This is a genomic window from Acrocarpospora catenulata (assembly GCF_018476525.1).
Lineage (GTDB): Bacteria > Actinomycetota > Actinomycetes > Streptosporangiales > Streptosporangiaceae > Acrocarpospora > Acrocarpospora catenulata.
In genome coordinates, this window is record NZ_JAHCST010000068.1 from 23,075 (window position 1) to 49,253 (window position 26,179).

General features: G+C 71.0%; 28 protein-coding genes. 11 read left to right on the forward strand and 17 right to left on the reverse strand.

Annotated elements, in window-relative coordinates:
* Positions 1-3: 3 nt before the first annotated feature.
* The 11 genes from KIP79_RS39420 to KIP79_RS39470 form a co-directional block, all read right to left on the reverse strand.
* Positions 4-1,413 carry a hypothetical protein gene (locus KIP79_RS39420; RefSeq protein ID WP_214110124.1) on the reverse strand — a complete coding sequence of 470 codons (1,410 nt, stop codon included), beginning with the start codon at positions 1,411-1,413 and terminating at the stop codon, positions 4-6.
* Between the two features lie 101 nt (positions 1,414-1,514).
* Positions 1,515-4,094, reverse strand: coding sequence for an aconitate hydratase AcnA (gene acnA / locus KIP79_RS39425; RefSeq protein ID WP_308170124.1), 2,580 nt, complete (start codon positions 4,092-4,094; stop codon positions 1,515-1,517).
* Complete coding sequence (locus KIP79_RS39430; protein WP_214110125.1) at positions 4,091-4,396, reverse strand: putative quinol monooxygenase; 306 nt, start codon at positions 4,394-4,396, stop codon at positions 4,091-4,093. The genes acnA and KIP79_RS39430 overlap by 4 nt, the downstream gene beginning before the upstream one ends.
* Entirely contained in the window at positions 4,384-5,442 is a 1,059-nt protein-coding gene (locus KIP79_RS39435; protein ID WP_214110126.1) for an Ldh family oxidoreductase, read from the reverse strand. The genes KIP79_RS39430 and KIP79_RS39435 overlap by 13 nt, the downstream gene beginning before the upstream one ends.
* A complete protein-coding gene (gene otnC, locus KIP79_RS39440; protein WP_214110127.1) occupies positions 5,439-6,050 on the reverse strand; it encodes a 3-oxo-tetronate 4-phosphate decarboxylase in 612 nt (203 codons plus the stop codon). The genes KIP79_RS39435 and otnC overlap by 4 nt, the downstream gene beginning before the upstream one ends.
* Positions 6,047-7,264: a 3-oxo-tetronate kinase gene (gene otnK / locus KIP79_RS39445; RefSeq protein WP_214110128.1), complete on the reverse strand. Its 1,218-nt coding sequence runs from the start codon at positions 7,262-7,264 to the stop codon at positions 6,047-6,049. Before otnK ends, otnC begins: the two co-directional genes overlap by 4 nt.
* Positions 7,261-7,935 carry an aspartate/glutamate racemase family protein gene (locus tag KIP79_RS39450; protein ID WP_214110129.1) on the reverse strand — a complete coding sequence of 225 codons (675 nt, stop codon included), beginning with the start codon at positions 7,933-7,935 and terminating at the stop codon, positions 7,261-7,263. Before KIP79_RS39450 ends, otnK begins: the two co-directional genes overlap by 4 nt.
* Entirely contained in the window at positions 7,932-9,008 is a 1,077-nt protein-coding gene (locus tag KIP79_RS39455) for an isocitrate/isopropylmalate dehydrogenase family protein (protein WP_214110130.1), read from the reverse strand. Before KIP79_RS39455 ends, KIP79_RS39450 begins: the two co-directional genes overlap by 4 nt.
* Positions 9,009-9,022: 14 nt before the next feature.
* Positions 9,023-10,132, reverse strand: coding sequence for an ABC transporter ATP-binding protein (locus KIP79_RS39460; protein ID WP_214110131.1), 1,110 nt, complete (start codon positions 10,130-10,132; stop codon positions 9,023-9,025).
* The gene (locus tag KIP79_RS39465; RefSeq protein WP_214110132.1) at positions 10,125-11,873 is read right to left on the reverse strand and encodes an ABC transporter permease; all 1,749 of its coding nucleotides are present in this window, start codon (positions 11,871-11,873) and stop codon (positions 10,125-10,127) included. Before KIP79_RS39465 ends, KIP79_RS39460 begins: the two co-directional genes overlap by 8 nt.
* Before the next feature lie 21 nt (positions 11,874-11,894).
* The gene (locus tag KIP79_RS39470) at positions 11,895-13,037 is read right to left on the reverse strand and encodes an ABC transporter substrate-binding protein (RefSeq protein ID WP_214110133.1); all 1,143 of its coding nucleotides are present in this window, start codon (positions 13,035-13,037) and stop codon (positions 11,895-11,897) included.
* Positions 13,038-13,276: 239 nt separating this feature from the next.
* Here KIP79_RS39470 and KIP79_RS39475 point away from each other — a divergent pair, with 239 nt between their 5' ends.
* Genes KIP79_RS39475 through KIP79_RS39500 form a run of 6 tightly spaced genes read left to right on the forward strand, consistent with a single transcriptional unit; the run spans position 13,277 to position 18,034 of the window.
* Positions 13,277-13,975 (forward strand): GntR family transcriptional regulator, encoded by a 699-nt coding sequence (locus KIP79_RS39475; protein ID WP_214110134.1) that lies wholly within the window; start codon positions 13,277-13,279, stop codon positions 13,973-13,975.
* Positions 13,976-13,991: 16 nt separating this feature from the next.
* Positions 13,992-15,116: an MFS transporter gene (locus KIP79_RS39480; protein WP_214110135.1), complete on the forward strand. Its 1,125-nt coding sequence runs from the start codon at positions 13,992-13,994 to the stop codon at positions 15,114-15,116.
* An 11-nt stretch (positions 15,117-15,127) separates the two neighbouring features.
* Complete coding sequence (rraA, locus tag KIP79_RS39485; RefSeq protein WP_214110136.1) at positions 15,128-15,601, forward strand: ribonuclease E activity regulator RraA; 474 nt, start codon at positions 15,128-15,130, stop codon at positions 15,599-15,601.
* Complete coding sequence (locus KIP79_RS39490) at positions 15,598-16,647, forward strand: Gfo/Idh/MocA family protein (RefSeq protein WP_214110137.1); 1,050 nt, start codon at positions 15,598-15,600, stop codon at positions 16,645-16,647. Before rraA ends, KIP79_RS39490 begins: the two co-directional genes overlap by 4 nt.
* Positions 16,644-17,492, forward strand: a complete 849-nt coding sequence (locus tag KIP79_RS39495) for a sugar phosphate isomerase/epimerase family protein (protein WP_214110138.1) — start codon at positions 16,644-16,646, stop codon at positions 17,490-17,492. The genes KIP79_RS39490 and KIP79_RS39495 overlap by 4 nt, the downstream gene beginning before the upstream one ends.
* A 14-nt stretch (positions 17,493-17,506) precedes the next feature.
* Entirely contained in the window at positions 17,507-18,034 is a 528-nt protein-coding gene (locus KIP79_RS39500) for an SMI1/KNR4 family protein (protein ID WP_214110139.1), read from the forward strand.
* Positions 18,035-18,041: 7 nt separating this feature from the next.
* Here KIP79_RS39500 and KIP79_RS39505 read toward each other — a convergent pair whose 3' ends face one another.
* Positions 18,042-18,791 (reverse strand): MBL fold metallo-hydrolase, encoded by a 750-nt coding sequence (locus tag KIP79_RS39505; protein WP_214110140.1) that lies wholly within the window; start codon positions 18,789-18,791, stop codon positions 18,042-18,044.
* Between KIP79_RS39505 and KIP79_RS39510 the strand changes: the two genes are divergently transcribed.
* Both KIP79_RS39510 and KIP79_RS39515 read left to right on the forward strand, forming a co-directional pair.
* A complete protein-coding gene (locus KIP79_RS39510) occupies positions 18,700-19,083 on the forward strand; it encodes a LysR substrate-binding domain-containing protein (RefSeq protein ID WP_308170125.1) in 384 nt (127 codons plus the stop codon). The genes KIP79_RS39505 and KIP79_RS39510 overlap by 92 nt on opposite strands.
* A gap of 36 nt (positions 19,084-19,119) precedes the next feature.
* Positions 19,120-20,136 (forward strand): LLM class flavin-dependent oxidoreductase, encoded by a 1,017-nt coding sequence (locus tag KIP79_RS39515; RefSeq protein WP_214110142.1) that lies wholly within the window; start codon positions 19,120-19,122, stop codon positions 20,134-20,136.
* Positions 20,137-20,141: 5 nt separating this feature from the next.
* On the opposite strand, the gene KIP79_RS39520 is transcribed toward KIP79_RS39515, so the two are convergent.
* The 4 genes from KIP79_RS39520 to KIP79_RS39535 all read right to left on the reverse strand — a co-directional run bounded on the left by KIP79_RS39520 (position 20,142) and on the right by KIP79_RS39535 (position 23,193).
* Complete coding sequence (locus tag KIP79_RS39520; protein WP_214110143.1) at positions 20,142-20,681, reverse strand: DinB family protein; 540 nt, start codon at positions 20,679-20,681, stop codon at positions 20,142-20,144.
* A 70-nt stretch (positions 20,682-20,751) separates the two neighbouring features.
* Entirely contained in the window at positions 20,752-21,027 is a 276-nt protein-coding gene (locus tag KIP79_RS39525; protein WP_214110144.1) for a hypothetical protein, read from the reverse strand.
* Positions 21,028-21,642: 615 nt separating this feature from the next.
* Positions 21,643-22,563: an NAD(P)H-binding protein gene (locus KIP79_RS39530; RefSeq protein ID WP_214110145.1), complete on the reverse strand. Its 921-nt coding sequence runs from the start codon at positions 22,561-22,563 to the stop codon at positions 21,643-21,645.
* Between the two features lie 42 nt (positions 22,564-22,605).
* Entirely contained in the window at positions 22,606-23,193 is a 588-nt protein-coding gene (locus tag KIP79_RS39535) for a phosphoribosylanthranilate isomerase (RefSeq protein ID WP_214110146.1), read from the reverse strand.
* A 36-nt stretch (positions 23,194-23,229) separates the two neighbouring features.
* On the opposite strand from KIP79_RS39535, the gene KIP79_RS39540 reads away from it, so the two are divergent.
* Complete coding sequence (locus tag KIP79_RS39540) at positions 23,230-23,601, forward strand: nucleotide pyrophosphohydrolase (protein ID WP_308170126.1); 372 nt, start codon at positions 23,230-23,232, stop codon at positions 23,599-23,601.
* Positions 23,602-23,623: 22 nt separating this feature from the next.
* Complete coding sequence (locus KIP79_RS39545) at positions 23,624-23,866, forward strand: cell division protein SepF (RefSeq protein WP_214110148.1); 243 nt, start codon at positions 23,624-23,626, stop codon at positions 23,864-23,866.
* Here KIP79_RS39545 and KIP79_RS39550 read toward each other — a convergent pair whose 3' ends face one another.
* Positions 23,867-24,853, reverse strand: coding sequence for a hypothetical protein (locus KIP79_RS39550; RefSeq protein WP_214110149.1), 987 nt, complete (start codon positions 24,851-24,853; stop codon positions 23,867-23,869).
* Between the two features lie 392 nt (positions 24,854-25,245).
* Here KIP79_RS39550 and KIP79_RS39555 point away from each other — a divergent pair.
* The coding region (locus tag KIP79_RS39555; RefSeq protein WP_214110150.1) for an AMP-binding protein at positions 25,246-26,179 on the forward strand (934 nt) is incomplete at its 3' end.

Here is a 26,179-nt window from a genome sequence, read left to right on the forward strand (position 1 = left end):
GTGCTATCCGCTGATGTCTGATCGTTTCCTGAGCCTGCGGACGATGTCCGCCGGTCTGGCCGTCAGGAGTACGGCCGTCGTGGACGTCACGATCGCCAGGGTGACCGACAGCGTGGTGGCCTGAGAGTAGTTTCCAAGGCCGCCGGCGCTCCACACGTAGTACGGCGCCATGACCGCGAAATGGACGACGGGCATGGTGGCCAGGCCGATCACCCACACCCGCGGCCGCGTCCGGCTGCGGTGTCCGATTGCGATCATGCCGCCCACGCCGGCGAGCGTCAGGCAGAAGCCCACGAGCGCGTAGACCGGGCGGAAGAGCGACTCCAGGCTGACCAGCCAAAATCCCGCCCACGCCGTCAGCGCGAGGGCGGCGAAGTCGAACCGGCGCACCCCCGCGGCCATGGCCGCCAACCCTGCCGCGAAGGCCGCGAGCAGGGCCGCCGTGGAGACGGAGTCGTCGTATCGGCCTGGCGCGGTGAGGGACACCGCGGCCGCGGCGTCGAACCCTTGCGCGGTCCAGCCCAGGCGGCGCCAGGTGCCCGAGACGTCCCGCAGGGCGATCCCGTCCGCGCCGTTGGCGACGACCACCACGTGCCCGCCGGGCACCGGCTGGACCGCGATCCCCAGCGACGCGACGACCTCGGCGTCCTCGGGCAGGTCGGGCGGGTAGGCCCGCCACAGCCGATCCTGGTCGTCGGGGGAGATCTCCCACGCCGTCACCCACCGGCCGTTGGCAGACTCCTCGACCTTGAGCCTGCCGGGCACGATCCGGTAGCAGCGGTCCGGCTGGGCGGGCGGGCAGGCGAGTGAACGCGCGGGCGGAGGGATTTCGACGTCGCGGCGGAACCAGGACTTCCCCGCGTCGGTGGAGGCGTATCCGGTCGGGTTGCGCGCAAACGACGGGCCGCCGCGGACCGCCACGAGGATCACCTCCTCATGCACCTCGACCGCGAAGGCGCTGTACGGCTGGTAGACCTCGGCCGCGCTGGTGGCCGCCACGGCCAGCACGGCGACCGGAATCACCACCAGGGCCCGGGCCAGGCGGACCGCGCCCGGGTCGGGGTGGTTCCAGATCCACCACGCGGCGTACAGGGCGGGCAGGGCGACCAGGTCGGTGGGGTCGGCCAGGACCTGGGAGGGGCCCCAGACGAGGGTCCAGGCCTGGGAGGCGAGAGCGGCGCCGGTGGCGGTGGTCTTGACCAGGGCGAAGCCGGCACCGGTCAGCAGGATCGCCACTCTTGGGCGGCCGATGAGCAGGTTGAGCAGCGGCGGGGCGACGAGCAGCCCGGCGAAGTCACTGAGCTTGCCGGTCACCACGCCCGGCCAGAGCGCCTTGAACACGTGGTCGTTGAGCAACAGGACCACCACGGCGGCGACGTTCAGCGGATGACCGGCCCAGGCCACGTTCCTCATGCCTGGAAAGATGACCCGTGGCCGGCCGTGGTTCGCGCCGACCCGCATTCGTGACCGATCAGCCGCCGACCGGTGACCGGCCGGGCGGAGCAAACCGCGGGCTATGGCATCAGCAACTCGCGCAGGACGTAGGGCATGATGCCGCCGTGCCGGTAGTAGTCCGCTTCGCGTGGGGTGTCGAGGCGGAGGCGGGCCGGGAAGGTGATCTCGTTGGCGGTGACGGTCAGGGTTGGCGGAATTCGGCTGGAGGTGAGTGAGGCGAGGCCGTGGATGGTGATGACTTCGCGGCCGGTGAGGCCGAGTTCTTCGGGGCCCTGGCCGGGGAGGAACTGCAGCGGGAGGATGCCCATGCCGACCAGGTTCGAGCGATGGATGCGTTCGAAGGACTTGGCGATGACGGCCTTCACGCCCAGCAGCGCGGGCCCTTTGGCGGCCCAGTCGCGGGAGGAACCGGCGCCGTAGCCTTCTCCGGCGATCACCACGGCGGGGACCGAGGCCGCGTGATAGGCACGAGCGGCGTCGTAGACGCTGGTGAGCACGCCGTCGGAGAGGAAGTTCGGGGTGCGGCCACCCTCGGTCCCGGGGGCGAGCCGGTTACGCAGGCGGACGTTGGCGAAGGTTCCGCGCATCATGACCTCGTGGTTGCCGCGCCGGGAGGCGTAGGTGTTCAGTTGGGGGCGTGGCACGCCGAGTTCGGTGAGGTAGCGGCCGGCGGGGCTGGTCGGCAGGATGGCCCCGGCCGGTGAGATGTGGTCGGTGGTGATGAAGTCGTCCAGCATGACCAGCACGCGGGCGCCGGTGATGTCGGCCGGAGGCGGAGGTTCCGGCGGCATGCCGTCGAGGTAGGGGGGCCGGCGCACGTAGGTGGAAGCGGGGTCCCAGGGGAAGGTGGCCGAGCCGGAGACGTCCAGACGCTGCCATCGAAGGTCTCCTTCGAGGACGTCGGCGTAGGCGCGGGTGAACATCCGCGGGCGGATCACCTGCTCGATGACGTCGCGAATTTCCTCCGGCGTGGGCCACAGCTCGTGCAGGTAGACGGGCCGGCCGGTGTCGTCGCAGCCGAGGGGCTCGGTGGTGAGGTCGAGGTCCACCGTGCCGGCGATCGCGTACGCGACGACGAGCGGGGGAGAGGCCAGGTAGTTGGAGCGGACCTCGGGCTGGATGCGGCCCTCGAAGTTGCGGTTGCCGGACAGGACGGCGGCGACGTCGAGGTCGTGCTCGGCCACCGCCCGCGACACCTCGTCGACGAGCGGCCCGGAGGCGCCGATGCAGGTCATGCAGCCGAAGCCGGCCAGGGTGAAGCCGAGCCGCTCCAGGTACGGGGTCAGCCCCGCTTCGGCGTAGTAGTCCATGACGACCCGCGAGCCGGGCGACAGGGTGGTCTTCACCCATGGCTTGGCCCGCAGCCCGCGTTCGGCCGCCTTCTTGGCGAGCAGCCCGGCGGCCACCATGACGGAGGGGTTGGAGGTGTTGGTGCACGAGGTGATGGCGGCGATGGCGACGGCGCCGTGCCCGATCTCCTGGCCGCTGTCCGCCAGCCGCGCCCGTACGGGTGGGTGGGCCTGGGCGCGAAAGGCGGCCTTGGCCGCGTCGAGCGGGATGCGGTCCTGCGGCCTGCGCGGACCGGCGATGGACGGGACGACACCGGCCAGGTCGAGGTCGAGGTCGGCGGTGTAGGCGGGCGGACGGTCGGGGTCGTGCCACAGCCCCTGCGCCTTGGCGTAGGCCTCGACCAGTTCGGCGTGGTGCGCGTCGCGGCCGGTGAAGCGCAGGTAGCGGATGGTTTCCGCGTCGATGGGGAACAGCGCGGCGGTGGAGCCGAACTCGGGGCTCATGTTGGAGATGGTGACCCGGTCGGTGACCGGCAGCGCGGTGACGCCTGGCCCGTGGAACTCCACGATCTTGCCGACCACGCCGTGCCGCCGCAGCAATTCGGTGAGCGTCAGCACGAGGTCGGTCGCGGTCGTGGCGGGCGGCATGTCGCCGTGCAGGCGCACCCCCACCACGTCGGGCACCAGGATGGAGACCGACTGGCCGAGCATCGCCGCCTCGGCCTCGATGCCGCCGATGCCCCAGCCGAGCGTGCCGAGGCCGTTGACCATCGTGGTGTGCGAGTCGGTGCCCAGGCACAGGTCCGGGTACGCCTCCTCGCCGTCCCGCATGACCACGCGGGCCAGATGCTCGACGTTGATCTGGTGCATGATGCCCTTGCCCGGGGGCACCACGGTGAAGTCGCGCAGTGAGGCCTGCCCCCAGCGCAGGAATCGGTAGCGTTCGGCGTTGCGCTCGTGCTCGAGTTCGGCGTTGCGCGCCAGGGCGTCAGGCCGGCCGAAGACGTCGGCGATGATCGAGTGGTCGACGACCAGCTCGGCGGGGACGGCCGGGTTGACGCGGCCGGGGTCGCCGCCGAGCGCGGCCATCGCGTCCCGCATGGCGGCCAGGTCGGCGAGCGCGGGCACGCCGTTGGTGTCGTGCAGGAACACCCGCGCGGGGTGCAGGTCGACGGCCGCGGTCCGTTCGGCGTTCGGCTCCCAGCCGGCCACGGCCCGCACCTGCTCGGCGGGCGCGCCGTGGCGCAGCAGGTTCTCCAGCATGATGCGCAGGCTGTAGGGCAGCCGGGCGGCGGCGTTGACGGGGTGGATGCGGTAGCGGCGGGACCCCACCGTGAGGAAACCGGTCACGAGTCCTGCCCTTGCAAGGAGACGGGATGGCAGAAGGTGTTGCGGTGATCTTCGACGCACTCCTCGGCCACCCGGCGCCAGACGGCGTAGTGCGGCGCGGCGCGGTGCTCGGTGTAGAAGGCCGCTTCGTCGCGGTAGATCTCGTACAGCAGGAACCGGTGCGGGTCCTCGTCGCTGCGGAGCACGTCGAAGCGGAGGCAGCCGGGCTCCTGGCGGCTGGCCAGCGCGTTGGCCTGGATGCCGTCGAGGAACGCCGCCAGCCGGTCGGGCCGCACCTGGAGGTTGACGATCACGACGAACATGCGGCCACCATCCACTCGGGCAGCGGGATCCCGCACGCGCCGGCCAGCCGTTCCAGGGCGCGCAGGGTCCGGTCGGGCAGTCGAACCCCGGCGGTGGCCGCTGTGGCGGCGTTGCGGTCCTCGATCTCGCCGGGGTAGAAGATCTCGTCGAAGCCGGGCGCGAGTGGCACGGCCTTGACGCGGTCGATGAGGTCGTCGAGCCGCCGGGCGTAGTCGCCGGGGTCGGCCACGGCGTCGAGGCGGAGGGCCAGCAGCAGATGGCCGCAGCCGCTGCGGCGGTCGGGCACGTACGGACCGGTCACGTCGGTGGCGTAGGAGCTCCCGGTGAGCACCCCGGAGAGCATGTCCATCATGAGGGAGATGCCGTACCCCTTGTGCCCGGCCATGGGCAGGATGAGCCCGTCGATGGCCGACCGCGGGTCGGTGGTGGGGGTGCCGTCCGCCGCCTGCGCCCAGCCTTGCGGGATCGGCTGTTCCCGTTCCAGCGCGGCGTAGATCTTGCCGCGGGCCACCGTGGTGTTGGCGATGTCCAGCACGACCGGACCGCGTCGGCCGCCGGGGACCGCGATGGACCACGGGTTGGCGCCCACGGCCTTCTCCCGGCCACCCCAGGGCGCCATGGCGGGACTGCCGTTGGTGGTTAGGACGGCGACGCAACCCGCTTCGGCGATCATGCGGGTGAAGTAGGCGGCGGTGCCGAAGTGGTTGCTGTTGCGGACCGCCACCACGCCGACGCCGTGCGCGCCCGCGCGGCGTACGGCGTCGCGGGCCGCGTGGGCGGTCACGACCTGGCCGACGCCGTCCTGGCCGTCAAGTACGGCGACGGCGCCGCCGTCGATCACGGTCGCCACCTCGGTCGCCGCACGCATGGCGCCGGAGCGCAGCCGGGCGGCGTACCACTCCAGGCGCAGCATGCCATGTGAGGGGTGTCCCCACATGTCGGAGGTGACCAGGCTGTCGGCCACGAGGGCCGCGTCCTGTTCCGGGACGCCGAGTGAGGCCAGGACCGCGGTCCCGAAAGCGATCAGCTCTGGCGGATGGATCATGTGAGGCTCCTGGCCTGGTCGGGCGTGAGTGGGCGGATGGGGCGGTCGCGCAGCAGCAGCCACAGCCGTGCCGTCTCCTCCAGTTCCTCCACCGCGTCGGCGGCGGAGCCCAGGTCGCCGCCCGCGACGATGGGTCCGTGGTTGGCCAGCAGCAGGGCGTGTGCCGTACGGGCGGCTCGTTCGGCGATCGGTCCCAGCGCCGGGTCGCCCGGCGCGTGGTAGGGCAGGAGCGGCAGCCGCCCGACGCGCATCACGTAGTAGGCGGTCAGCGGCGGCAGCGCGTCGTCCGGGTCCAGGCCGTCGTGGCAGGACACGGCGACCGAGTAGGTGCTGTGCAGGTGGACCACCGCGCCGGCGTCCGGGCGGGCCCGGTAGACGGCCGCGTGCAGGAACGCCTCCTTGGAGGGGCGGGGCCCGGTCAGGTGCTCTCCCGTCAGGCTGACGAGCGACAGGCCATCGGGCGACAGGTCACCGAGCGAACCGCCGGTGGGTGTGATCAGGAAGCCGTCCCCGGTGCGGGCGCTGATGTTGCCGGTACGGCCGTGCGTCAGGCGCCGGTGGAACAGGGATGCGCCCAGCTGCGCGATCTGGAGGGATATTTCGGTCATGGTGCTTCCACGGCTTGGACGAGCAGGTCGGGCCGGCCGAAGTTGCCGGACTTCAGCAGCAGCGCCAGGGGTGGGTGGCCGGTGGTGAGCAGCCACGGCACGCCCGGGTCCGCCTCGCCGCCCACCACCGCCCCGGTCACCCCGAGCGCGTTGACCACGGCCCCGGAGGTCTCACCACCGGCGACGACGATGCGGCGGGCGCCGAGCTGGGCGGCGCGGGCCGCGACAGCCGCCAGCGCCTGCTCCAGGATCTCGGCCGAGCCGGGCGAGCGCTCCTCGGGCGGGGCCGAGGAGTAGACCATGACCTGGCCACTCCCGCCGAAGTGGGTCTCCAGCCAGTGGATGGCCTTTCCTGCCAGGTCACCTCCGGCCGGGTCGAGCCGGTGGGAGGGCATGTGTTCCCTGGCGCGCGCCACCTGCTCCAGGGTGGCCGCCGAGCAACTGCCCGCCAGCACCACACCCGGCCCCGACGGAAGAACGGGCAGGTCGTCCCGGACGGGCGTGCGGCTCGCCGCCAGGGCTCCTGCCGCGCGGGCCAGCCCAGCCGCTCCGGTGAGGACGGGAAGGTGCGCGGCGGCGCGGGCGACGACGTCGAGATCACGGTCATCGACGGCGTCGGTCACGGCGTAGCGGACGCCGCGCGCCTCCAGCTCGTCCAGCGCGGCCCGCACCGCGTCCTGGCCACGGGCGATTGTCTGGTGCGCGACCAGCGCGACACCGTACTGGGTCTGCGCGCCGAGCACGCGGACCAGGTCGGGATCGGTCATGGGGGTGAGCGGGTGGTGCCGCATCGGCGACTCGGACAGCAGCCGGTCGCCGACGAACAGGTGGCCCTGGTAGACCGTGCGGCCGTGTTCCGGCGCGGCAGGGCAGACGACGGTCAGCCGCTCCCCGGCCGCCTCGGTCAGCGCGTCGGCGACCGGGCCGATGTTGCCCTCGTCGGTGGAGTCGAAGGTGGAACAGTACTTGAAGTACACCCGCCGAGCGCCCAGCCCGGTGAGCCGGTCCCGCGCGGCCAGCGACGCGGCCACGGCCTCCCGCGCCGGTGCCGAGCGGGTCTTGAGCGCGACGACGACGGCGTCGCAGTCCGGTATGTCCACGCCAGGCGGTGGCGTGCCGAACAGCAGGACCGTGCGCAGTCCCGAACGGCGCAGGGCGGCTGCCACGTCGGTGCCGCCGGTGTAGTCGTCGGCGACGCAGCCGAGCACGGTCATGCCGGCTCCTCGCGGGAGGCCGGCGGCAGCCACGCCGCGCGCAACGTCCGCGCCGCCGTGAGCGGCGGGCTGAGGACCGGGACCCCGAGGCGATCGGCCAGCTCGGCGTGGACCGGGCTGATGGAGTACTGCCCGAGCAGCACCAGCTCCACGCCGTCGAGACGGGGCTCGGCGGCCCGCGCCAGCGCGCCGACCAGGTCGGGCCAGTCGCGGGCGGACGCCGCCGCGGCGGCTCCCGGCGCCGCGACCGCGCTCACCTCGACCCCGCCGGCCGCTTCCGTCAGCCGCCGCGCCGAGTCGGCCGCGGCCGACTCGAGCGAGCCGAGCAGCAGGACCCTGCCCGGACGACGCCGCGCCACCTCGGCGAACATCGCCTCGTCCGATCCCGTGACCGGCACGTCGCAGGTCCGCCGGGCGAGTTCGGCGACCGGGCCGTACATCGAGCACGACAGGAGCACGGCGTCGGCGCCGCCGCGTACCGCGTAGTCGATGAGGGCGAGCATCCGGCGCGTCAGCGCGGGTGTCATGCCCCCGGCCGCATCCGCCTCGGTCACCAGCCGGTCGTCCAGCAGGTGCCACGCGGTGGCCTCGGGGAACCCTTCGCCGAGCCCGTCGGCTGCCGGTTCCATGGAGGCGGGGGTGGCGTTGACGACCGCGACCGTGGGCCTCATCGCGTCCTCTTGAGGTCGGCCGCCACGGCCTCGGCGAACTCACGGGTGCCCGCCGTGCCGCCCATGTCCCTGGTGCGGGTGCCGGCGCGGACCGTGCCGGCGACCGCCGCTTCGATCAGCGCCGCGGCCTGGGTCAGGGCGGCGTCCTGGTGGCGGGCGCCGAGCCAGTCGAGCAGCATGGCGCTGGAGAGGATCATCGCGATCGGGTTGGCCACGTCCTGCCCGGCGATGTCGGGGGCGGAGCCGTGGGCGGCCTGGGCCATGGCGCGCTCGTGGGAGGCGTTGATGGAGGGGGCGATGCCGAGTGATCCGGCGATCTCGCCCGCCAGGTCGGACAGGATGTCGCCGAACATGTTCTCGGTGACGATCACGTCGAAGTCGTTCGCCCGCCGTACCAGGTGGACGGTCATGGCGTCGATGTGGAAGTCGTCCACCTCGACGTCCGGGTAGCGGGCGGCGACCTCGCGGCAGACGTCGCGGAACATGCCGGTGGTCAGCTTCAGCACGTTCGCCTTGTGCACGATGGTGAGCTTTCCGCGCCTGCGGGCGGCCAGCTCGAACGCCGCCACGGCGATCCGCTCGACCGCTGGCCGAGTGATGATGCCCATGGCGATGGCCACGTCGGGGCTGGGCATGAACTCGCCGCTGCCCTTGTAGGTGCTGCGGTCGGCGTAGAAGCCCTGGGTGTTCTCCCGGACGATGACCAGGTCGGTATGGGGGACGATCGCGTAGGCGCCCTCGAAGGCCTTGGCCGGCCGGATGTTGGCGAACAGGTCGAAGTGCTTGCGGATGGTGCCACTGGGGTTGAGCCTGGAGCGGTGCGGTTCCGGGTACGCGGCGCTGTCGTGCGGGCCGAGCAGCCAGGCGTCCAACTCGGCGAGCGCGGCCAGCGTCGACTCCGGCACCGCGTCGCCGTGGGCGTCGATGGCCGAGGCGCCCAGCGGCAGCCGCACCCACTCCACCGGCGGCGCGCCCACCGCGGCGAGTGCGGCGTCCAGCACCAGTACGGACGCGGGGACGATCTCGGGGCCGATGCCGTCACCTTCGAGTACGCCAAGACGGTAGGAAGTCACGGGGGATACGTCCTTCAGTGGGAGACGGTGAGGAGTGCTTCGGCGTCCTCGGGCAGGACGTCGGTGGTGGGGTAGACGAGGCAGGCGGACGGGTCGGCGAGCAGGGTGACCTCCCCCGTCAGGCCGGCGCGGTTGCTCTCCACCTGGATGACGTGGTCGCCCAGGCGCAGGTCGTACTCGTAGCGGGAGCCGATGTAGGAGCCGGTGAGCACCTGGGCGGTCAGCACGTTCACGCCGGCGGGGGCGGTGCGGCCCTCGGGCAGGATTTCCAGCCGTTCCGGGCGGATGGCGACGCTGACCCGCCGGCCGTCGCCGGCCGCTCCGGGCAGGACGGCCAGGGTCTGCCCGGTGCAGTCGAGCCGCACCTCCGCCTGGCCGGTCACGGTGCCGGTGAGGAAGTTGCACCGGCCGACGAAGGCGGCCACCCGCGCGGTCGCGGGCGTCTCGTAGATCTCCTTGGGGGTGCCGATCTGCACCATGTCGCCCTCGGACATCACCGCGATGCGGTCGCTCAGGGCCAGCGCCTCCTCCTGGTCGTGGGTGACGTACACGGTGGTGATGCCGAGTTCCGCCTGCAGCCGCTTGAGCCAGGCGCGGGCCTGCTCGCGCAGCTGCGCGTCCAGGTTGGACAGCGGCTCGTCCAGCAGGAGCACGCTGGGGGAGTAGACCAGCGCGCGGGCGAGCGCGACGCGCTGCTGCTGGCCGCCGGAGAGCTGGTGGGGGTAGCGGTTCTTCAGTTCGGCCAGGCCCACCTTGGCCAGGGACTCGGTGATCAGCTCGTCCTGCCTGCGCCGGTCGACCTTGCGGATCCTGAGCGGCATGGCGAGGTTCTGGGCGACGGTCAGGTGCGGCCACAGCGCGTACGACTGGAACACCATGCCGAGGTTGCGGCCCTCCGGCGGAACGAACGTGCCGGAGTCGACGAAGGTGGCCGGGCCGACCGCGATGCTTCCGCTGGTCGGCCGCTCCAGCCCGGCGATGCACGCCAGCGTGGTGGACTTGCCGCAGCCGCTGGGGCCCAGGAGGGTGAAGAACTCCCCGTCGGCGATGGTGAAGGTGATGTCGCGCAGTACCGCGTTGTCCCCGAACTGCTTGGACAGGCGGGAAACCTTGACCTCAGGCATCGTTGCGTCCCTTGAGAAGTAGTCCGGCGAGCCCGACGAAGGTGGCCGTGATGGCGATCTGCAGGCTGGCCAGCGCGGCCACCGAGCCGGTGTTGCCCTGGACCCAGAGTTCGAGCATCGTGGTGCCGATGATGTTGGAGTCGGCCGAGCCCAGGAACACCGCCGGTGAGTACTCCTTGAGCAGCGTCACGAAGGTCAGGATCAGCGCTCCGGCGAAGGCCGGCCGCAGCAGCGCGGCCAGGATCCGGGTGAAGGTACGGACCCAGTCCGCGCCGGAGACCCGGGCCGCGTTGTCGAGCTCCCGGCCGATCTGCATGATCGACGGTGAGATGGAGCCGAACCCGCTGGGGAGCGCCCGCAGGCCGAAGCCGATGATCAACGCCCAGAGTGTGCCCTGAACCAGGGTGCCGAGGCCGAAGGGGGCGAAGGCCAGCGCCCAGAACAGGCCGATGCCGACGATGATGCCGGGCATCGCCTGCGGGGCGAGCGCCAGGTACTCCACCGCGCGGGCGAAGCGGAAGTCCGACCGCCTGGCCACCATCACCGCCAGCAGCGACAGCCCGCTGACCAGGACGGCGCCGATGGCGGCCACCAGGAGGCTGTTGACGATGGACTGCACGTAGACCGGATAGGTGAAGATCCGCTCGTAGTTCGCGCCGGTGAGGGTCCTGAACGGCGACTGCAGGGGGGTGAACACCAGCGTGAAGGAGCGGAACACGAGCCCGCCGATGGGCACCAGGGCGCCCAGCACCACGTAGCAGGCGATGGCGGCCACGCTCACCCACTTCAGCCAGCCCAGGTCCAGGCGGCGTGGCCGGGTGGCCTTGCCCCGTACGGACACGAACCGCTGGGCGTTCTTCAGCAGCTTGGCCTGCAGCGCGACCAGGCTGACCGTGACCAGCAGGATGATCGCCGAGGCCGCGCCCAGCACCCCGTAGTCCGGGCTGATCGACTGCAGGCCGTTGCGGTACAGGAACGTGGAGAAGACGTCGATGCCGACCGGCTGGCCGAACAGCAGCGGCACGCTCAGCGTCTCCACCGACATGCTGATCACCAGGATCGAGCTGTAGACGATGGGCGGCCGGAGCATCGGCAGGATCACCGAGCGCAGGATGCGCAGCGGGCCCGCCCCGCACACCTGGGCGGCCGCCTCCAGCGAGGCGTCGCTCTGGCGCAGCGCGTTGGCGCAGAAGGTGTAGACGATCGGGGCCAGCGCCACGGCCTCGGTGACCGCCATGCCGGGAATGGAGTACAGGTTCCACGGCAGGAAGCCGAGCATCCGCCGCACCTCGACGCTGACGAACCCGGCCGGGCCGTAGATGGTGATCCAGCCGAAGCCCAGGATGAGCGAGGAGATGAAGAAGGGCCACTGCATGGCGGCCGCGAAGAGGCGGCCGCCCGGCAGCTTGGTGCGGACCACGACCACGGCCATCGGCACCGCGATGAGCAGGCTGAGCAGGGTGGTGAGCCCGGCGAACAGCGCGGTGTTGAGCACGACGCGGCCGAATCCCGCCTCGGTGAACAACCGCACGTAGTTGTCCACGCTCAGGATGCCGCCCGCCTCGTACAACGGGCGGTCGAGGAAGGACTGGTACAACGTCGGGACGACCGGCGCCAGCACCAGCACGGCCAGCAGGAGCAGTACGCCGTAGTGCAGCCAGCTCTCCCGGGCCAGCCCGAGGGGGCGGCGGTAGCGCGGCGGGGGATGCACCGCCGGACGAGGTGGGGACAGGGTGGTCATCTCGATCCTTTCGGCCTCAGGTCAGCGACCCAGCAGGCCGTTCCACTTGTCGGTGAAGGACTTGACCGCGGCGTCGTCGACCTTCGTGTACTCGGCGAGGATGACGTTGGCCTCACCCACGGACTTGACGAGCTCCTGGTAGGTGTGCAGCCCGCCCTCGGCCGGGATTCCCTCGCGGTAGGAGGTGAGCCCGCCCTCGGCCACCGCTCGCTGGCCCTCCTGCGACAGGACGAAGTCGACGAACAGCTTCGAGGTGGCGGGATGCGGCGCCTTGGCGGCCACGCCGATGCCGCGCGGCAGCGCGACGGTGCCGTCGTCGAGGAAGGAGATCGCCAGCAGGCCACCGCTCTTGGCCACCGCCGGGTACGCCGGAGCGGCGCTGACGAAGAACCCGGCCACGTACTCCCCGGAGGTGATCTTCTCCAGCTGGGTGCCGGACGAGGTCTCCGGCCTGGCCAGGGGGAGCACCGACTGCAGCGACGTCCAGGAGTCCGGGCGGGCCTCGGCGAAGGCGTGGGAGACGGTGAAGCCGAACGCGCCGCTGACGTCCCGTGCGGTGATCTTGCTCTGGTACTGGGCGGGGTCCTTGGCCAGGATCGCCGCCAGGCTCTTCAGCCCGGTCGGCTTCTCCGGCAGCAGCGAGGTGTTGTACGCGATCGACATCGGGTCGACCGACATCGCGTACACGTTCGGCAGCAGCTCGGCGAAGTCCGGCAGCCGGCCCTTCTCCGGGGAGGCGTACGCCAGGAGGGTGCCCGGCCTGGCGGCGAAGTCGGCCCACGCCTGGGCGGCGTTCGACACGACCAGGTCGGCCGGTGAGTTGCCCGTGGCCTGCTCGCTCAGCACGCGCTGGAACACCTCGTCGCTGTCGAGGTTGTTCGCCGCGATCTTCGTCACCCAGGGGTACTTCTTCTGGAAGTCGCGGAAGATCGGCGCCCAGTTCTCCTGGTCGGTGTTGGAGTAGATGGTGAGGGTGCCGCCCTCCTGCCTGGAGGTCTCGATCAGCTGGGCGTAGTCGCTCGGGTAGTACGACGGGGCCTGGCCGGTGGCGATCGAGTTCGCCGGCGGTTCCGCCGCCGTCCCGCCCCCGCCACAGGCCGTGAGCAGGCCGAGCGCGAGTACGGCGACGCCGACGGCCCGGAATGTGGAGTGGAAGGTCGTCATGTGCTGTCCTCCTAGACCAGGCGAGGCTGTCCGCCGTCGCCTGCGATGGCGCACACTCTGCTTCGTTATAACCTATGACGTCAACCCCTCGTTTCCGGAATGTAACGCGATGAACATCCTTGATGCCTTATAGAGGTGGAAGGCAGCCCTGGTGGATATCTACCGGTAATGGTGGACACTTGCCGACAGGGCGGGGAGGCGGTGTAGGTTATAACCGCTACCGACGAGACGGGACTGCGATGAGTGAACCAGCGGCCGACCTCTACACGACCAAGGCGGACTACGCCTACGTCCGTGTCAAGGAGCTGATCCTTTCCGGGGAGCTGCTTCCCGGCTCGGTCATCGCCCAGGCCCAACTGGCTCGCGGGATCGGCATCAGCACCACCCCCCTGCGCGAGGCCCTGCGCCGGCTCAAGAGCGAAGGACTGGTCGAACTCGACGCCCACCGCGACGCCCGCGTCGCACCTCTGGCCGCCGAGGAAGCCCGCGACCTGCTCGAACTGCGCCGCTCGCTGGACCCGCTGGCCGTCGCGCTGGCCGCGGAACGCCGTACCAAGGCCGACATCGCGGCGATACGCGCCGCGGTCGAGGGCCTCAAGCCGCTCCCCGGCAACCCCGCCTACGAGCAGCTCGTCGCCCACCGCAAGTTCCACGCCGCACTCTACGGCGCCGCACACAACGACCTGCTCATCCAGACCCTCGACAGCCTGTGGGACAAGGCCGACCGCTACCGCCGCTTCGCCCTGGAGATCGAGCGCGGTCAGGAGGAGCGCGACCGCAAGGCCGCCGAACACGAGGCCCTGGTGGAGTACGTGATCGCGGGCGACGCCGAATCCGCCGCCGCCGTCATGCGCGAGCACATCGACACCAGCCTCGGCGCCCAGGCCGCCTGGCGCCTGCGCAAGCTCCACCCCGGCCTGGACACAGGGGATGTCTGAACGCCGTCATCTTCTGATGGCGCACACGGTCGGCACCCAGGTGATCACCTTCGTGCTGCGCCCCAGCCTGTCCTACCGCGCGCTCGAACTCGACGTGCCGACGGCCTGGCTCGGCGTGCTCGGCGCCACCTTCGCCATCGCGCCGCTGCTGCTCGCCCTGCCCGCCGGCCACGCCACCGACCGCTACGGCGAACGCCGGATCGCGGTGGCGGGCGCACTCCTGCTCACCGCGTCCGCGGTCGCCTTCGTTGTATTCGGCCACACGATCGCCGGGCTGGTCCTGGCGGGTGTCCTGCTCGGCACCGGCCATCTGGGCAGCGTCATCGCCCAGCAGGCCCTGGTCGCCAACACCACCGACCGCGGCCGCCACGACACCGCCTTCGGCTACTACACCTTCGCCGCCTCCCTCGGCCAGGCCGTGGGTCCGCTGCTGATCGCCGCAGTAGGTGGCGACGGCGCCATCCCCGACACCGACCGCATCTTTCTCTGGTCGTGCGTCCTGGGCCTGGTCCTCCTCGTGCTGGCCGCCCTGCTGCCGCCGAGACGCTCCGTTGCCCGTGGCCAGGTGGAGAGCGGCGAAGTGAGGACACTGCTGCGCCTGCCCGGCCTGGCCCACGCCCTGCTGACCAGCTGCGTGGTGCTGGCGGCGGTCGACATCACCCTGGTGTACCTGCCCGCGCTCGGCACCGAGCACGGCCTGACCGCGAGCGCCGTGGGTCTCCTGCTGACCGTCCGGGGTCTGGCCTCCATGGCCTCGCGCTTCTTCCTCGGCCGCCTCTCGCGCGCCGTCGGCCGACGCCGGCTGCTGGTCGTCAGCACCCTGGCCGCGGCCGCCGCCATGCTGCTCATCTCCGTGCCCATGCCGCTGTGGCTGCTGGCGGCACTGCTCCTGGTGGTCGGCTTCGGTCTCGGCGTCGGCCAGCCGCTGACCATGTCCTGGCTCGCCGAGTCCGCGCCGCCGGGAATGCGCGGCAGGGCCATGTCGCTGCGCCTGCTCGGCAACCGCACCGGCCAGCTCCTCATCCCCGGCGCGGCCGGCCTCATGGCGGCCGGACTCGGCACCGGCGGCGTCCTGTTCGCGACCGGCCTCAGCCTAGGCTGGGCCGGCGTGGCCGCCCGGCGGCTTCCCGTCGACCCCTGAAAGGTGCCACCATGACCGTCGTCACCGCTGATCTGTACGACGAACACGGCGACCGGCTCGACTCCTGCGACCTGCAGCTGAACCAGTACGGCGGCCGCCGCTCCTTCGCCGGCCCGATCGTGACCGTCCGCTGCCACCAGGACAACGCCCTGCTGAAGTCGGTGCTGTCCGAACCCGGCCAGGGCCGCGTGCTCGTGGTGGACGGCGGCGGTTCCCTGCACACCGCCCTGATGGGCGACATCATCGCCGGCCTGGCGGTGGCCAACGGCTGGGCCGGTGTGGTGGTCAACGGCGCGGTACGAGATGTCGCCGCTCTGCGCGAGCTGGACCTGGGCATCAAGGCGTTGGGCTCCAACCCGCGCAAGAGCGGCAAGCAGGGCACCGGCGAGCGCGATGTCCCGGTCAGCTTCGGCGGTGTCACCTTCCATCCCGGCGCGGAGCTGTACAGCGACGATGACGGCATCCTGGTCACCTTGTTGGATTGAGTGAAAGAGAGGCCCTCGTGGTGGAGCCCCTGCGTCTGGCGCTGGTCGGATGTGGCCGGATCGCCCAGGTCGCGCACCTGCCGGCGCTGGAGAAGGCAGCCGGCGTCGAGCTCGTCGCCGTCGTTGATCCGAGTCAGGAGGTCGCTCGGGCCGTCGCGCGGCGCTACGGTGTGCCGGCCGCGTACACGGCCCAGGAGCAGGTGCTCGCCGACCCGGCGGTGGAGGCGGTGCTCGTCGCGGCGCCGGACCGGTTCCACTACCCGATCGCGGCGGAGGCGTTGACCGCCGGCAAACATGTCCTGGTCGAAAAGCCGCTGGCCGCCACGTCCGCGGAGGCCGAAGCGCTGGTCGAACTGGTGGACCGGACCGGGTTGGTGCTGCAGGTCGGCGCGATGAAGCGGCACGACCAGGGCCTGCAGTACGCGCGGGGGTTCGTCGCGGAGCGGCTCGGTGAGGTCCGGTCCTTCAACGCCTGGTACCGCATCGGCGACCTGCGGCCTGGTATCGAGGCGACGCTGTTCCCGTACGTCTACGCCGACCAGGCAGCCCGTGAGAGCGAGACGGCGTTCAAGGCGGATCGGCAGCGGTATCTGCTGGCCACCCACGGTGCGCACATCTTCGACACGGTCCGGTTCCTGCTCGGCGATGTCGGGTCGGTCATCGCGCGGCATCGGCAGCACGGCCGGGACCAGGTCTGGCAGGTGCTGCTGACCATGGCGTCGGGCGCGATCGGCACCGTGAGCATCACCGTCGACGTGCCGGGCGTGCCGTCGGAGGGAATCGAGGTTTTCGGAGCGTCCGGCTCGATCCGGGTCGACACGCCGTTCCCCTTCTACCGGCAGGCGTCGAGCGTCCGGGCGTACGCCGACGGTGAGACCGTCATGCCGGAGCTGACCGACGGCGACGCCTACGAGCGGCAGGCCGAGGCGTTCGCACGAGCGGTCCGGGAGGGCAGCCGCCCGGTCCCGGACGTCCGCGACGGGCTGCACGCCATCCGCCTGATCGAAGCCACAGCGGCAGCCGACGGCGAGGAGATCACGCTGTGAGCGGCGACCTGGCCAGCCGCCTCGGCATCTTCGCGCGTACCTTCGTCCGTGCCACCCCCACCGAGGTAGCCGCCGCGGTGGCGGGCGCCGGCTATGCGCTGGCGCACTGGAACTTCGCCGCGATCGGCCTGCCCACCCTCGCCGAGGGCGTGGACAGCGACTGTTTCGCCAGGGTGCGCGACGCCTTCGACGAGGTCGGCCTCGCCATCCCGAGCGTGTCGGCCACCTACAACGTGATTCACCCGGACGCCGCGCTTCGCGCACATCAGACCAGCCACGCGGTACGCCTGATCGGTCTGGCGCCCGAGCTGGGCGCCGATGTGGTCACGCTGTGCACCGGCACGCGAGACCCGGAGAACATGTGGCGTGCCCACCCCGGCAACACCGCTCCTGACGCGTGGGCTGACCTGCGCCGAACCCTGGAGCCCCTGCTTGAGGCGGCCAGTGCGGCAGGCGTAAGCCTGGGGGTGGAACCCGAACCCGGCAACCTCGTCCGCGACGCGCCCACCGCCGCGCGGCTGCTCACCGAACTGGGTACGGACGCACCGATCGGCATCGTGCTAGACCCGGCCAACCTGCTCACCCCGGCGACCGTCGCCCGTCAAGACGAGATCATCGGCGAAGCGATCGACCTGCTCGGTGACCGCATCGTCGGCGCCCAGGCCAAGGACGTCGTCGTCTCCGGCTACGCCGCCGCCGGAACCGGAATGATGGACTACCCCGCGGTGTTCGCGCAGCTGGCCCGCATCGCCCCGGTGCCGCTGATCGTCCAGGACGCCGCTGAGGCGGACGCGGCACGGGTGCGGGCCGATCTGGTGCGCTGGCACGCTGCCGGTCCTGTTTAGGCCATGATCAGCACATGAATCTTGCGCATGGCGACGTGGGCGATGAGCTGTTCGCGCGGGTGGCCGCCAAGGCGGCCGGGGACCGGTTACCCCGCACCGTGACCGCTGCCGAGGTCGCCGAGGCGGAGCGTTCGCTGGGTTTCTCGCTTCCGCCGAAGCTGGTCCGGCTGTACACGGAAGTGGCCAACGGAGGTTTCGGACCCGCCTACGAGGTACTGCCCCTGGTGGGAGACGGCCGGACAGCGGTGAGTTCGTACCACGACGAACGCCGGACCTCCTGGCCGGCGGAGGTTCTTCCCCTGCTGGACTGGGGCTGCGGCATGTACGCCGCCGCCGACTGCCGCGACCCCGACGTGCCCATCCTGCTGTTCGAACCGAACGGCATCGAGGACGACTGGCACAACGCCTGGTACGTGGACGCCGACAGCCTGACCGCCTGGCTGGAAACCTGGCTGGCCGAGACCGGATGGTACGGGGAGGAGCCTTCCGAGGACATCGAGATGGCGCAGTGGGCGGCGGCCCGGGAACGCCTGGCGGAATGACGGTGCCTCACGCGTGCTCCGCGCAGAAGCAGCCGACGCCCTTCTCGATCCAGTCCCGGCCGGCCCACTCCGGGTGCCGCTCGATCATCAGTGCCCTGACCTCCGCGACGATCGTCTCCTCACTCATGGCCGAGTCGCGGCGCGTCCAGGTTTCGTCCCGCAGTAGTTCGAGATAGTCGCGGACATCGGCGAGCAGTTGGGGGCCGGAGATGTCGCCGTGACCGGGCACCACGATGTCCGGCTCGGTGGCGACCAGCCGGTGCATCATCTCGATCCAGCGCAGCCCTGACACGTCGGTGTCGTACGGCGGGAACCAAGGGAAGATCGAGAACTGCCCGGCCTCCACCAGGTCGCCGGTGAACAGCACGCCCGCGTCGGGGACGGTCACCACCTGGTCGCCCTTGCTGTGGGCGCGTCCGGTGGCACGCAGTCGCACGACCCGGCCGCCCAGGTCGAGGTCGTACACGTCGTCGTAGACCTTGTCGGGCGTGACCAGCTTGACGCCCTCCAGCTCCCGCGCGATCGGCGCGCCGAGGCCGCGGAACATTTCGAGGTAACTCGACCCCTTGGCGGCGAGGTCCGCGGCCTGCGCGCTGTTGACGAGATACGTCGCCTCGCCTGCGAAGGCTTGTGCGCCGAATGCGTGCTCGGGGTGGAAGTGCGTCGTGGTCAGGGTGGACGATCCGCTCGCCGACCGCGGCCCCCTGAAGCTGAGCGACCTCGCCGACCGGCCGTGGTTCCAACTGCCGGGAGGCACCGATCCCGTCTGGCGCGCCTACTGGAACGGGATGACACCCGCCGGCGAGTTCCGCGCCGGCCCAGTCGTACGTACCGTCCACGAATGCGTGCAAGCGGCCCTCTGGAACGGCAACGGCACGGTCGGCCTGGCGCCCCTCGCTCACCCCCTGCCCGATGGCCTGATCGCGGTGCCTCTGACCGACATGCCCCCAAGCCGCCTCGTGGTCGCCTGGGTCACCGACCGCCCCAGCCCGCTGATCCGCTCGTTCGCCCACATCGCCGCGAGCACCTACCGATCGGCCCACACCTGATGGACCTTGCCGACGGGTGTGGTCTAGAACGGGAAGATGCGTCTGGGTGTTTTCCTGATTGCCCCGTGTCGTCCGGAGCGCTCTCCGGGAGAGGTCCTTTCGCAGACCGTCGAGGCCGTGGCGGCGGCTGAGGCTGCCGGATTCGATGATGCGTGGATCGCTGAGCACCATTTCATGACCTACGGGGTGTGTCCCTCTGCCACCACGCTGGCGGGTGTCGCGCTGGGGCGGACTACGAAGATCGCGGTTGGTACGGCGGTGGCCACCTTGTCGACCCGGCATCCGGTCGCGCTTGCCGAGGAGGCGGCGGTTCTCCACCACGCTTCCGGCGGCAGGTTTCTGCTCGGGGTCGGTCGTGGTGGCCCGTGGCGGGACCTGGAGGTGTTCGGTACCGGATTGGCCCGGTTCGAGCGCGGGTTCGCCGAAGGTCTCGATCTGCTGTGCGCGGCTCTCTCACAGGACGAGGTGGGCGCGGACGGCGAGTTCTTCAGGTTTGGCCGGGTGCCGATGATGCCGCCCGCCCGGTTGCGGCCGCTGGTGGCCTGTACGTCGGAGAGCACCGTGCGGCTGGCCGCGGCGCGCAGGCTGCCCATGCTGCTGGGAATGCACATCGACGACGAGGAGAAGGCCGCCATGATCGCGCACTATGAGCGGTCGGCCAAGGCGGGACCTCTGTCCGGGGATGAAACCGGCCATGGAGTGAACGGCCACGTGGCCGCCGTGCTGGCCCATGTGGCCGACTCCACGGCGGCGGCCGTGCGGGAGGTGCGTACCGAAATGCCCCGGTGGCTGGAGCCGGGACTGGCCGGTTACGTACGGGTCGACGGCCAAGGCGGCTCCCGCACCGACGCGAACGGTTATGTCGAGCGGCTCTGCGCGATCCACCCGGTCGGCTCGCCGGAGCACTGTGTCGAGGTGATCCAGGCCACGGCGGCGGCGACCGGTCTGCGGCATCTGATCCTCATGGTGGAGGGCACGGGCTGTCCGGCCCGGACCCGGGAGAACATCGCCCGGTTGGGCGCCGAGGTGCTGCCCCGCCTTCAGGCCTGCTGACCCCGTTACTCGCCGGTCTGCCCGTCCACCGATTCCCGGAGGAGGTCGGCGTGGCCGTTGTGGCGGGCGTACTCCTCGATCATGTGGACCACGATCCAGCGCAGGCTCGGCGTCTGGCCGGTGGACCACGACCGCCGGGCCGGTCGATCCAGGCCGCCGTCGGCCAGTGCCTCCGCCACCAGGGTGCGCGCACGAGCGACCTCGGCCTCCCAGAGTTGACGGAGCTGGTCCGGCGAGTCCTCGGCGGCCGAGTTCCACTCCCAGTCGGGGTCGGACTTCCAGTCCACCGTGTCCCAGGGGGGCTGGAACTTGTGCCCGTGCAACTCGCGGGAGAACCAGTGGTGCTCGACGAAGGCCATGTGCTTGAGCATCCCGCCCAGGGTCATCGGCGAGGGGGCGACGGTCGCCCGCAGCCCCTCCGCGTCCAGGCCCGAGCACTTCCACGCCAGCGTCGCGCGGTGGTAGTCGAGGAAGCCCAGGAGGGTCGCGACCTCGTCGCCCGCGATCGGCGGCTCCGGACGGCCGTGCTCATCAATGTTGATCACGTGCGATGAGTCTAGGATCGGCGGCCCCGCCAGGGAAGCCGTCCGGAGCGCGCACCCGCTCAGCTCGGATTCATCCGGCCGGTGGCGGAGGGAAGTCCACGCAGTGCGCCAGTAGCGCCAGCCGTACCGGGAAAGTCGCCGGGTTGTGCACCACGACCTCATATGAGGTGGGGTAGGGCACGCCCATGTTCTGGGCCGCCATGCTGAATTGCAGGCCCTTGTAGTACGCGCCGCTGACAGCGTCTCGCGCGTCCCAGCCGGCGGTGAGGAGCTCCCTGCCCGCGGGGCACGTCGCGGCCACCGCGGCGCCCTCGTTGGGGAGGAGGATCTTCGTTTCCAGCACCATTCTGGGCTTCCAATCCCAGGCCGGCCCGGCGGGGCCCGGGTCGCCCTTCGGACCCGCGGGCCCTGGGTCGCCCTTCGGACCTATGGGGCCCGTGTTGCCCTGCGGACCTGCGGGGCCTCTTTCTCCGGGGTAGCCCGTGGAACCCCTTTCTCCCGTGTCACCCTTGGGGCCGGTTGCGCCGGCGGGCCCGGTTTGGCCCACGGGACCTTGTGCTCCCGTCAGGCCTTGCAGCCCCCTGGGCCCCGTCGGGCCTACCTGGTTCCAGCTGATCTCCGTCTCGTCGAGCTCGCACGTCAAGGGGGGCAAGCGGGTCGGCAACGGGGATGGGGTCGCGATCAGGGACTCGGGCGCGCTCGGGGTGGGATCCGGTGTGGACTGGGGGATTCGCACGGTTCCGTCCGGGCGTACGCAGGCGGTGATCACCCCGCTTCCACCGGTCGGGGCGGCGATGGCCACGCCCATCACTCCCAGGGCGGCCCCCGCCGCCAGACCGGCCACAAGTCCGTGTACGAGCCTGCTCATGTCTCTCCCGACCTGTACGTGATCCGACGGAGATGAATCGTGGCGGCCGGCACTTGGATCCGCCCTGGAGGTGACTGCAATTCCAGGGGCGGATTAATCGCGTTCCCGGAACTCCGGGTGGAGGTTGAGGAAGGCGCGGAAGTCCGAGGCGGGTTTTCCGGTGAGCAGGGTGTAGTCGCCGGTTTGGCGGTCGTAGCGGTTTTCGGCGTGGAGGCGGGCCATGGTGGCGAGGTGGTCGAAGAGGTGGGGCGGGAGGTTCTGGGGGCGGAGATACTGATCGATCCATTGGCCGAGGGGAATGTCGAGGTACGTCACCGGGCGGTCGAGCAGTTGCGTCAATTCGCCGGCCATGGTCGCCAAATCGCGGGATTGGGGGCCGGTCAGCTCGTAGGTCTTTCCGATGTGGCCTTCCGGGGAGCGGAGGAGAGAGGCGGCGGCCTCGGCCACGTCGTGGGCGGCGATGGGGGAGGTGCGGGCGGAGCCGAAGGGAAGGCGGATGGTGCCGTCCTTTTGGATTGAGGCGAACATGAAAACGGTGAAGAGGGGATTCTCCAGAAAGGCGGTGGGGCGGAGGTGGATCACGGGGAGGCCGGACCAGTTGAGGGCTTGTTCGGTCAGCCAGTGGTGGCGTTGCTGGGTTGATTCCGCCGTGCTGGAGAAGGTCATCTGCGAGACGGTCATCTGGGAGATGTTGACGAAGGCGTCCAGGCCGCCGTAATGGCGGGCGACCGCGGCGGTGGTCAGCGCGCCTTCCAGGTACTGCGCTGAGACGCTCATGCCGAAATACATGCGGCGGCAGCCGTCGACGGCGCGCAGTACATCCGGAGCGCGGGTCAGGTCTCCGACTACGACCTCCGCTCCGGTGGCTCGCAGCCTTTCGGCACGGGAGTCCTCACGGTGGACCAACGCCCGTACGGGAAGCGAGTCCTGGCGGAGCAGTTCGACCACGGCCCGGCCGACCGCGCCGACTCCCCCCGCGGCACCGGTGACCAGGATCGGCCTGAGATCCCCCACAAGGTTCGGCCCTGCCCCCGATGGTCACACCGCAATCAATGATCAGCGCAAAGAACCTTTGGCGGCGGTCACAAAGGCCCGGATGAGGCCGGCGTCCTTGGCGCCGTCGCGTTCCACGCCGCTGGAGACGTCCACTCCCCACGGTTCGGCCTCCGCGATGGCCCGCCCCACGTTCGCCGGGTCCAGCCCACCGGCCAGCATCCAGTTCCCCGATGGACGGCCACGGATCGCCGACCAGTCCCACGGTTCGCCGGAACCCGGTTTCGGGGCGTCCACGATGAGCAGGTCCTCGCCGAAGACACCGCAACGAAGGTCGGCGTCGGCCGCCACCGCCCGTACCAGCGGAATGTCCTTGAGAGCCAGGAAGTCGCCGTGCGGATGATCACCGTGCAACTGCACCGCGCGTACGCCGGACTCCACCGCCATGGCCCGGACGACCTCGGGCGACTCGCCCATGAGGACGCCCACGGTCAGCACCCGCTCCGGCACGGCCGCCGCCAGTTCCCGCGCCCGTGCCGGGGTCACCTGCCGCTTGCTCCTGGTCAGTACGAAACCGATGGCGTCGGCGCCCGCCTCGACCGCGGCGGCGACATGCTCGGGCTCACGAAGGCCACAGATCTTGACGTACACATGCAGCACCCTAAGGCCAAGGTAGGGTCGCCAGACGTGACGAGGGAGCTGGACGAGCTGGCGAACAGGCTGCGGGAGTTCGTACGGGCCAGGGAGTGGGAGCGGTTTCACACGCCGAAGAACCTGGCGATGGCGCTGGCGGGGGAGGCGGGGGAGTTGCTCGCCGAGTTCCAGTGGCTGACGCCGGAGGAGTCCGGGGAGCTCGACCAGGAAGCCCTCGGCCGGGTGCGGGCCGAGCTGGGGGACGTGATGCTGTACCTGGTCAGGCTGGCCGACGCGGTCGGCGTGGACCTGGTGGAGGCCGCGCACGCGAAACTCGGCGAGAACGAGCGGCGCTACGACGTGCCGACCTATCGGGGTTCGGCACGGAAGGCGCCCCCGTTCCAGGACGGGCTACCGCACTCGTGACAGCACGGGCAGACTGAGCAGGGTGCTCATCAAGACACTGCGCCCGCAGAACTACAACGAGGTCATCTACGTCGGGCACTACTTCCGCACCGGCAACCCCGTGGTGATGGACCTGACCGAGCTCCCGGACAGCGAGGCCAAGCAGCTCATCGACTTCGCCGCCGGGCTGGTGTTCGGCCGGGGCGGCGACATGGACCGCCTCACGCACAAGGTCTTCCTGCTGCTTCCCGCCGGTCTCGCCGGGCCCTCGGAAAGCCGCGAGTGATCACATCAGCGGATAGACCGGAATACGCCGCAAGGTCACCTCTAGCACGGTGGCCGTGGCCTTCGGCTCCTCCGTGAAGTAGAAGTCCGCCGCCACGTCGCAGCTGTAGGGCGCGCCGGGCACCTCCACCCGGTAGACCAGGGTGTGCGGGCTGTCCCAGTGCAACCGGGGCGGGATGTATCCGGCACCGAGCCGCGCGTCCAGGTCCGCCCGGATGATGGTGGTCGTCGCGAGCATGATCTTGACGTACCGGAACCGCCCGTCCCGGCTCCCGATCACCAGCTCGGCCGCCCCGGGCGGCGCCGGACGCAACGCGACCTCGCCCCGGCGGGGGAGCAGTTCCCCGGGCAACCCGAGCGCCGGGGCCACCAGCGTGGGATCGTCCGAGCCGAACCGGCAGAGCATCTCGGCCCACTCCAGCAGCAGCCCGGCGTCCAGCGGCACCGGACGCCGCCGCGCCTGCGCCCCCTCCGCCAGGGGCAGCGGGATCTCGGGACGGACCCAGCCCGGCGGCCAGTCCTCCAGGTCCAGGTGCGCCCGCCCGTTCACGATCAGCGTGTACGGCGGCTCGGCCGGGAAGTCGTTCACCCGGATGGTCAGCTCGTCGCCCGCCGCCTCCGCCCGGTACGGGAACTCCCCGTCGCCGGTGTGCGACCAGACGACGGCGATGGCCGGGAAGTCCCGCGCGGACGGCGGCAGGCCCTGGATCAGCGTGGTCAGCAGCCGGATCATCTCCTCCGGCGGGCACCACGCCTCCACGTCGTGGTTGGTGACCCGGAGCCGGTTGCCCAGCCGGTCGAAGGAGAGCCCCTGGAACCCGATGTCGTGCCCGGCCCGCAGCCGGGTGATCACTTCGTAGACGTCCTCGGTGCTCAGCCAGCCTCGTTCGATGCCACTGACCACGTTCTCCCAGCACGCGCTAAGCCCGGGCTCGCCGGGCCGGACCCACTGGGACGCGGCCAGCAGCGGGTTCTCGGGGTCGGTCATCGGGGGATCCTTTCGAGGGTCCGGCCGTACACCTGGAACTGGTGGGGTGGGCCGTGCCCTTGAGGGCCACGGTAGACGACTTACCGGAAGAAATGGGGGTTTGTCGCCCCCAAATCCCCTTACGCATGACACGGCTCCCCAAAACCGACGATCAGGTACGGCAGGCCCGTGCCGCCCCGACACCGGCACGTCGATCCGCACCCCGCCGTGCCGCGCTCGGCGACGTCTGGCCTGTATGTCCGCCCATGGCCACCGTCGAGCGGAGGCTCGTCCTCCAGCTTGGGGTGCCGTCACATACCGATGTGATTGTCTACCTTGGCACCCTGTTGTCTGGGGATTGCTGGGCTGTTATAACGGCCGGATTCCCGTGATCCCCATTGAGGAGGAGATCGATGTTCCCGGCCCCCGTCCTGGACGCGTTGCGGATCGAGCCCGGCCGTACCGCCCTGGAATTCGGCGAGCGCGCGGTGACCCGCGGCGAGCTGCGGGCAACCGTCGCCAGAATGGTGACGGGCCTACGCGCGGCCGGGCTGGGACCAGGCTCGGGCGTCGTGCTGACGACCGCCATCTCCCCCGAGGCATACGCCGCGGAACTGGCCGCCCACACCCTCGGCTGCCGAGTCACCCTCCTCCGCCCCGGCTGGACACCCTCCCAGATCACCACCGCCCTCAACCACCCAATCGACGCCTTCATCACCACCCCCGACGCCCCCGGCGTCACCCTTCATGCCGCCCCAGGCGCCACCTCTGGCACCACCTCTGGCACCGTCCCAAGCACCACTTCTGGCACCGTCCCAGGCACCACCTCTGGCACCGCCCCCGGGGCCACCGCCCAGACTCTCGACCTCACCACCCTCGCCGCTCACCCCGCGGCACCCCTCGTCCCCGCCGCCCACCCGGACGACACCGCCCGCCTCACCCTCCACACCGACGCGACCGGCCGCCCCGCCGCCCGCCCCCTCTCCTACCGCCGGTACGGCCTGGCCTTCCAACCGGAGGACTGGCCCCCCACCCTGGCCACCGCGATGACCGCCTTCCAGCGCTACCTCATCTCCGGCCACCTCGCCGCCCCCTTAACCACCACCTACCTGGGCCGCTGCCTGATCGCCGGCGGCACCGCCATCCTCACCCCCGCCCCCCTCACCCCCACCTTGATCGACCACCACCACGCCACCGTCACCCTCTTATCCCCCCACCGCCTGCAAGCCCTCCTAACCGCCCACCACCACACCCCCAACACCCTCACCACCCTCCAAACCGTCATCCTCACGACACCCCCACCCACCGACCTCACCACCCCCTTCACCCTCCTCCACCACACCCCCG